Here is a 7,384-nt window from a genome sequence, read left to right as displayed (position 1 = left end):
GGCGACGGTGAGCTTCTGGTTGCCGAGGGCCTGGATGCGGGCGGCGGCCTCGACGGCGGCCTGCGAGTCCGGAGCCGGGTCGAAGGAGTAGGCGGGCAGGGCCGACACGGCGACCAGACCCGCGATCGCCGCGACGGCGACGGTGCTGATCGCCGTGCGCAACGCACGACGGCGGCGCACGGGCCGGACAGGGCTCAGGATCGGCGTGGCGACGCGGGCCGCGGGGAGCGCCGGAGTGACGCGCTGCGCCTCTCGCAGGCTCCGCCGGGTCGGGTGGCGGCCGACCCCGTCGGGGTTCGGGCTCTCGTCCACCTGCTCGTCCGTCACACCTGCACCCTTCACGTCGCGGTCGAGGCTACCGTGCGGACCCACCCGACACACCGTGTGGCACGAGCGTGTCACCGCGTGTCGGGACTCGGTGTCCGATCACCCGCGCGGGGCGTACCTCCGCCGGTCGACAGGCTCAGGAGGAGCGCAGCGGGAGCGCGATCTCGTCCGGCCCCGCCGTGCCAGCGGCAGGGTCAGGACCGCCGGGGGCGATCACCCGCCAGACCACCGACACCGGCCAGACGCCGCTGGACGGCAGCGAGAGAGCGAGCGCGAGCCACCGGTAGCCGACGGTCTCGACGGGCCGGAGCGCGCGGGGCGCGGCACGCCGCGCGACAGGGCTCCTTCGGACTCGATGGTGACGCGGGCAGCCGACCGGAGTAGCGTCCGCGAGCAGGGACACGACGAGGCGACGGGGAAGAAGAGGTCGGCGATGATCCGGTGCGAGCGGGCCTTCAGCGGTTTCAGCGTGGATGACGTGGAGGCGGCCCGCGCCTTCTACGGCGGAGTGCTCGGGCTCGAGGTGGCGGTGAACGCGATGGGGATCCTCGAGATCGAGCTGCCGGGCGGCGGGCACGCGATCGCGTATCCGAAGCCGGGTCACGAGCCGGCCTCGTTCACGATCCTGAACTTCTCGGTGAAGGACGTCGACGCCGCGGTCGCCGAGCTGAACGCCGCGGGCGTGGTCACGGCGATCTCCGACGATCCGTCGCTGCCGACCGACGCGAACGGAGTGATGCGCGGCCACGGTCCGACGATCTGCTGGTTCCGCGATCCGGCGGGCAACGTGCTGAGCGTGATCGAGGGCGACTGAGGATTCGACCCGCGCACCGTCAGCAGGCCGCGGACAACACGTCCGCGCACCCGCGTTAACGACGAAGGCCGGTCCCTCTCGGGACCGGCTTTCGCTTTCTTGTTGCGGGGGCAGGATTTGAACCTACGACCTCTGGGTTATGAGCCCAGCGAGCTACCGAACTGCTCCACCCCGCGGCACAAGAAGAGACATTACACGCGTTCTCAAGCCGGTGCAAATCGGCGGAGGCGAGCGCCGGCGTCAGGCGGGCTTCGCGGCGCTCAGGACGGCGTCGCCGCCGACGGTCAGCCCGACAGCCGTCAGTGCTGCGGCGAGGTCGGCGGACGGGCGGATCCAGGTCCGCACCTGAGCGCCCTCCTCGGGCGCGGAGGTCGCAGGACCGACCAGGACCGCGCCGCCCGGGGCGACGAACCACTCCACCAGCCGCGCCCACTCCTCCAGGTCGGGGAGCCACGAGACGACGCCGGCGCTGCACAGCACGACGTCGAAGGAGTCGGGCTCCGGCAGCATGTGCCGCAGCTCGTAGATGTTCGCGCAGACGAAGCGAGCGGAGCCGCTGAAGTCGAGGTCCGCGGCGGCGGCCCGTGCTCGGCGGACGGCCGGCATCGAGAAGTCGACGCCGACCACGCGAGCGCCGCGCTCCGCGAGGACGAGCGCGTCGCGCCCGTCCCCCGAGCCGAGGTGCAGGACCCGGGGCTCCGGGACACCGATCGCCGCCGCGACGAACTCCGGGTGGAGCGCACCCTCGCCGGTGCGCCCCTCCCAGTGCGTGCGGTTCAGCTCGAGCCACTCCCCCGAGCGGAGGTGCTCGCCGCGGTCGACCTGCACCACCGGGCTACTGCCCCTCGTTCTGCAGCGCGCGCGCCAGAGCGTCCGTCAACTGCTTGTCGGCCGCGGCGAACGCGGTCAGGTCGCCCGACTTCAGGGCCGCCTCCCGCGCCGCCAGAGCGTCGCGGGCGTCGTTCAGGGCCTGCTGGAGCGCCGTCGGGTCGCCGGTCACTCCTCCGGTGCCCCCCGCGTCGCCACCGGTGGTGCCGCCCGCATCGCCGCCGGTGTCGGTGCCTCCGGTATCGGACCCCGTGCTCGGAGTCGTCGGCGTACCGGTGTCGCCCGCGTCCGCTCCCGAGTCGCCGCCGAAGAGGCTGTCGAGCGCGGCATCGAGGGTGTCCTCGAAGGCGATGTCGTCACCGAACGCGACCAGGACCTTCTGCAGGAGCGGGAAGCTCGTGTCTCCGTTGGAGCGCACGTAGATCGGCTGGACGTAGAGCAGGCCGCCGCCGACCGGCAGGGTGAGCAGGTTGCCCCTCGTGACGGTCGTATCGCCGCGCGAGAGGATGTTGAGCTCGTTCGCGACCGTGGGGTCGGTCGTGAACGCGTTCTGCACCTGACCCGGGCCGGGGACCGTGTCGTCCTTCGGCAGCTCGAGCAGGCGGAGCGTGCCGTAGCCGTCGGCCACGGTGCCCGCCTCGGAGCCGGCGTCGGAGTCGGCGACCAGGTAGCCGGTCAGCACGTTGCGGCTGGCCTGCGCGCCCTGGACGCTGGCCGGGATGTACGTCGAGTAGAGCGAATACGACGGCACCTCCTGGTCGGGCGTCTGCAGCGTCAGGTAGTAGGGCGGCTGCAGGCTCGTGCCCGTCGCGGCGGCCGTGGTCGCGGCTCCGCTCGTGGGGTCGTTCGGCGTCGCCCACGCATCCTCACGGGAGTAGAACGAGCCGGCGTCGGTCACGTGGTAAGTGCCGAGGACCGCGCGCTGGACCTTGAAGAGGTCCTCCGGGTAGCGGACGTGGCTGAGCAGCTCGGCCGACATGTCGCTGACCGGCTTGACCGTCGTGGGGAAGATCTTCTGCCAGGTCTGCAGGATCGGGTCCTCGGTGTCCCACGAGTAGAGCGTCACCTTGCCGTCGTAGGCGTCGACGGTCGCCTTGACCGAGTTGCGGATGTAGTTGACGTCGTCGGTCGGGAACTGCTGCTGCGTGTTCGTGTCGGCGATCGCCTGCGAGAGGCTCTGCACCTCCGAGTACGGATAGTCGGCCGAGGTGGTGTACCCGTCGACGACCCACACCACGCGGCCGTCGACCACGGTCGGGTAGGCGTCGGAGTCGAGCTTGAGGTAGGGAGCGACCTTCTGCACGCGCTGCACCGGATCGCGGTCGTAGAGGATCTGCGAGTCGTTGTTCACGCCGTTCGACAGGAAGATCTGCTCCGACTGGAACTTGATCGCGTAGACGAGCTTCTTGAAGACGTTGTCGAGCGCGGGCCCGCCCTCGCCGTCGAAGGTCGTGTAGGTCTGCTGCGCGCCGTCGGTCCCCGAGGGGTAGTCGAGCTCGATGTCGCGCGAGCCGTCGCCGCCGACGATCGAGTACGCGGGCGAGTTCTCGCCGAAGTAGATCCGCGGCTCGTAGTCGCCAAGGTCGCCCGTGGTCGGGACTCCGGACTCGATGAACACCGGCTCACCGTCGGCCGAGCGCTGGTTGCCGTAGGCCGCCACCAGTCCGTAGCCGTGGGTGTAGACGAGGGTCTGGTTGTACCAGGTCTGGTTGGCGCCGAGCCCGCTGAGGTTGAGCTCCCGGACGCCGACCACGGCATCCTGCGTCGAGCCGTCGATCGAGTACCGGTCGACGTCGAGGGCGTTCTGCGCGTCGCCGAACTTATAGTACTGGCGGAACTGCTGCAGCTGCGAGAACGCATCGGTGACGACGGCGGGGTCGAGGATGCGGATGTTCGCCGTGGTCTCGGCGTCGGAGCGGAGGGCGCCCGGCTCGGCGTCGGTCGTCGCGTCGTAGGGGATCACCTGGACGTCGCTCACCCCGTAGGCCTCGCGGGTCATGTCGATGTTGTTCTGGATGAAGGGCTGCTCGAGCGTGCGCTCGTTCGGCTCGACCTGGAACTTCTGCACGATCCAGGGGTAGAGGGATCCGACCAGGAGGCTCGACACGATCAGGAGCGCGGTTCCGATCACGGGCAGGCGCCACCGGCCGATGAAGGCGGTGACGACGAAGAGCACGGCGACCAGGGCGGCGATGCCCGCGACGATCTGCAGCCCCGGGATCGTCGCATTGACGGTCGAGTAGGTGGCTCCGGTGATGCGCGGGCCCTGCTGAGCGAGCGTCGCGTACTGGTCGAGCCAGAAGCTGACCGCCTGCACCGCGAGATAGAGGGCCGCGATGATCGCGAGCTGGATGCGCGAGGCCTTCGAGACGCGGATCTCGCGGCCGTTGACGCGGATCGCTCCGTAGAGGTACCCGGTGGCGAGCGTCGCGAACCCCGAGATCAGCAGGACGGCCGAGGCGAACCCGACGATGCTCTGGTAGAAGGGCAGCTCGAAGAGGTAGAACGACGTGTCGAGCCCGAACTGCGGGTCGGTCGTGCCCGAGGGAGTGCGGTTCCAGAAGGTGAGGCTCGTCTGCCAGCGGGTGGCCGAAGAGACTCCGGCGAAGAGGCCGAGAACCGCGGGGATCCCGAAGGTGGCCAGGCGCCGCAGCGGCTCCACAACCTGCTGGTAGCGGTCGATTTGCGAGTTGAGCTTCGCGTAGACCGGGCGGAGCCGGTAGGCGAGCAGCAGGCTGACGAACACGGGCACGGCCATGGCGACGAAGCCGATGACGAAGAGCCCGCCGGCCGCGGCCCACTGCGTGGTCAGCACGGACAAGAAGCCGAGCTGGTCGTACCAGAGGACGTCGGTGTAGAGACCGGAGAAGACGAAGAACGCCACCACCAGGACGGCCACCACCACGACAGTGACGGCGAGGACGCTCCGTCTCTTCCGCGGCGGCGTTTCGGTTGCTGTGGAACTCACGTAGGGGCCTCTTGCTGTCGAGATGTGAGGGGAGGCCACCCATGCTATGCGACCGGTGTGCGGGTCACCTGTGCGTCACCCCCGCGGGCGGGGTCAGTCGATCGGGGTCGCGGTGCTGCAATCGGGCAGGTCGGCGGTGTCGCCGGCGGCGATCGACCGGAGTGCGGCGAGGGCGTCGTCGAGCGTCGCGACCGAGACCACATCGAGACCCTCGGGCACGTGGCCGACCACCTCGTTGCAGTTGTCGGCGGGAGCGAGGAAGTACTGCGCACCCGCGCCCTGCGCTCCGTAGAGCTTCTGGCGGATCCCGCCGATCGCCCCGACCTCGCCCGCCGCGTCGATCGTGCCGGTCCCGGCGACGTTCCGGCCGCCGTTGAGCTCGCCCTCGGTGAGCTTGTCGATGATCCCGAGCGCGAACATCATGCCCGCGCTCGGGCCGCCGACGTCGTCGAGCCGGATGTCGACCTCGAACGGGAACTCGAAGGTGGCGCCGGGGAGGATGCCGATGACGGCCGCTCCGTTGGAGTCACGGGGCGTGACCTGCACCTCCTCCTGCTCACCGCCGCGCTCGATGCTGAGCTGGACCGGCGCGCCGGTGCCGAGCGTCTGCAGGGTCGCGCGGAGCGCCGTGGCATCCGCGACGGCGGTGCCGGCCACGGCGAGGATCTCGTCCCCCGGCTCCAGGACGCCCTCGGCCGGTGACCCCTCCGGGACCTGCACCACCGACACCTTCTGCTCGACCGGGTAGCCGAGCTCGGTGAGCGCCGCGGCGATCGCCTCCTGCTGCGAATCGGTCATTTCGGCCTGGTTCACCTCATCGCGCTCCTCGACCGTGGTCGAGGGCGGGAAGATCGCGTCGACCGGGACGACGGCCTTGGTGCGGTCGAACCACGCGCTCGCGACCTCGACCCAGGTGGGCAGGCTTTCGGGGTTGCCGACGACCGACACCGTGAGCATGGCGAGCGTTCCACCCGTGGGATAGGTCGTCTCGTCCGGGATGGAGATGAGGGGGACGTCCTTGCTGCTGCCGAGCGTGTCGAAGACCGGGCCGGGCTGCTCGATCACGTACGGAGCCGGCGTGACGCCGAGGCCGACCACGAGAGCGACTCCCGAGAGGAGCACGACCGGGCCGACCCACGCGCGCCTCCGGGAGGAGGACGGGCGCAGGTCGTCGGAGAACAGCGTCACGGGGGCCTTTCTGACGGCGGGCGGAGCGGCTCCGCCGGGATGTTCGCGGCGGGCGGAAGCGGGCTGGGCGCGGGCGGCTGTCTGCACGCCGCGGCCCGGGGCGCTCGGGCTAACGTAGCTTGCACGACTGGGAGTCGCGCCCGAACCGGCGCCCGATGCTGGGCCGCCGACGCGGCGCGACGCCCGACTTCACCAGAACGACGGAGGGCTGACCCGATGGCCGATGGCGACAGTGCGGACCGAGCGGGCGGCGGCTCCGAGGACGACTTCCAGGAGATGCTGCGGCAGTTCCTCTCGGGGAACGGACCCGTCGACGCCTCGCAGCTCGCGGGCGCGGCCGGCCTCCCCAACGACCCGGTCGCGCTGCAGAACCTGCTCGCGCAGCTGCAGAGCGCGATGCAGCAGAACGGCTCGGGGGGCGTCAACTGGACGCTGTCGCTGGAGCAGGCGAAGCAGCTGGCTCGGGCCGAGTCCACGCCGGTGACCGACTCCGTGCGCGCGCCCGTCGACGGCGCCTTCGGAGTCGCGGCGCTGTGGCTCGACGAGGTCGCCTACGTCTCTGAGCTGAGCCGCACCCCGCGCTCGATCAGCCGCCTCGAGTGGATCGCCCTGACCATGCCGGTGTGGACGCAGCTCGCGGAGCCGGTGGCTCTGAGCATCTCGGACGCGCTCACCCGAGTGCTGCGCGAGCAGGCCCCCGAGGAGATGCAGGAAATGATCGCCGGCGCGAGGGCATGATGCGCGGCATCGGCGGGACGCTGTTCGCCCTCCAGCTCGGCCAGGTCGTCGGGCAGCTCGCGGCCGAGGTCGTCTCGGGAGGCGACATCGGCATCCCGCTCCTGGAGGAGAACGACGCGGCGATCCTGCCGCAGAACGTCGCAGAGTTCGGCGAGGGCCTCGACATCCCGATCGACCAGGTGCAGCTGTACCTGGCGGTCCGTGAGCTCGCCCACGCCCGCCTGTTCCGGCACGGCAGGTGGCTCCGCCTGGCGCTGATCTCGCAGATCACCGACTTCGCGCGCGGCATCAGCATCGACACGACCCGCCTTGAGGAGCTGGCCGAGAACTTCGACCCCTCGAACCCGGAGGAGCTCCGGGACGCGATGACCTCGGGCGCGCTGATCCCACCGAAGACCGACGAGCAGCTCGCAGCGCACGGTCGCCTCGAGACGGTTCTCGCCTCATCGAGGGCTGGGTCGACGTCGTGACGGCCGCCGCGACGACCCGCCTGCCCAGCGCGGGAGCCGTCGCCGAGACGG

Annotated in this window: 5 protein-coding genes, 1 tRNA gene and 2 pseudogenes; 2 read left to right on the top strand and 6 right to left on the bottom strand. The window is 70.7% G+C overall.

From position 1 onward, the window contains the following. Together ACH61_RS13170 and ACH61_RS13165 are read right to left on the bottom strand one after the other, a co-directional pair. A pseudogene (locus ACH61_RS13170) lies at nt 1-327 on the bottom strand (hypothetical protein); the annotation flags it as partial. A gap of 136 nt (nt 328-463) precedes the next feature. Continuing rightward, nucleotides 464-730: a hypothetical protein gene (locus ACH61_RS13165; protein ID WP_068212785.1), complete on the bottom strand. Its 267-nt coding sequence runs from the start codon at nt 728-730 to the stop codon at nt 464-466. 30 nt (nt 731-760) lie between these two features. Between ACH61_RS13165 and ACH61_RS13160 the strand changes: the two genes are divergently transcribed. After that, complete coding sequence (locus tag ACH61_RS13160; RefSeq protein WP_068212772.1) at nt 761-1,141, top strand: VOC family protein; 381 nt, start codon at nt 761-763, stop codon at nt 1,139-1,141. Between the two features lie 102 nt (nt 1,142-1,243). Here ACH61_RS13160 and ACH61_RS13155 read toward each other — a convergent pair. The 4 genes from ACH61_RS13155 to ACH61_RS13140 form a co-directional block, all read right to left on the bottom strand. After that, nucleotides 1,244-1,317, bottom strand: a tRNA-Met gene (locus tag ACH61_RS13155). A gap of 64 nt (nt 1,318-1,381) precedes the next feature. After that, nucleotides 1,382-1,972 carry a class I SAM-dependent methyltransferase gene (locus tag ACH61_RS13150; RefSeq protein WP_068212769.1) on the bottom strand — a complete coding sequence of 197 codons (591 nt, stop codon included), beginning with the start codon at nt 1,970-1,972 and terminating at the stop codon, nt 1,382-1,384. 4 nt (nt 1,973-1,976) lie between these two features. Then, nucleotides 1,977-4,937, bottom strand: coding sequence for a UPF0182 family membrane protein (locus tag ACH61_RS13145; protein WP_199220828.1), 2,961 nt, complete (start codon nt 4,935-4,937; stop codon nt 1,977-1,979). Between the two features lie 93 nt (nt 4,938-5,030). Then, the gene (locus ACH61_RS13140; protein WP_068212766.1) at nt 5,031-6,125 is read right to left on the bottom strand and encodes a YlbL family protein; all 1,095 of its coding nucleotides are present in this window, start codon (nt 6,123-6,125) and stop codon (nt 5,031-5,033) included. A gap of 39 nt (nt 6,126-6,164) precedes the next feature. Here ACH61_RS13140 and ACH61_RS19395 point away from each other — a divergent pair. Beyond that, nucleotides 6,165-7,333: pseudogene (locus ACH61_RS19395) on the top strand (zinc-dependent metalloprotease). Nucleotides 7,334-7,384: the final 51 nt, after the last annotated feature.

Origin of the sequence: Rathayibacter tanaceti (assembly GCF_001634385.1) — a bacterium.
Taxonomy (GTDB): domain Bacteria; phylum Actinomycetota; class Actinomycetes; order Actinomycetales; family Microbacteriaceae; genus Rathayibacter; species Rathayibacter tanaceti.
This window is presented reverse-complemented; position numbering and strand designations above follow the sequence as displayed.

Excerpts from the sequence above, each read along its gene's own strand:
- ACH61_RS13160 (WP_068212772.1), top strand. The coding sequence starts at position 761 with ATGATCCGGTGCGAGCGGGCCTTCAGCGGTTTCAGCGTGGATGACGTG.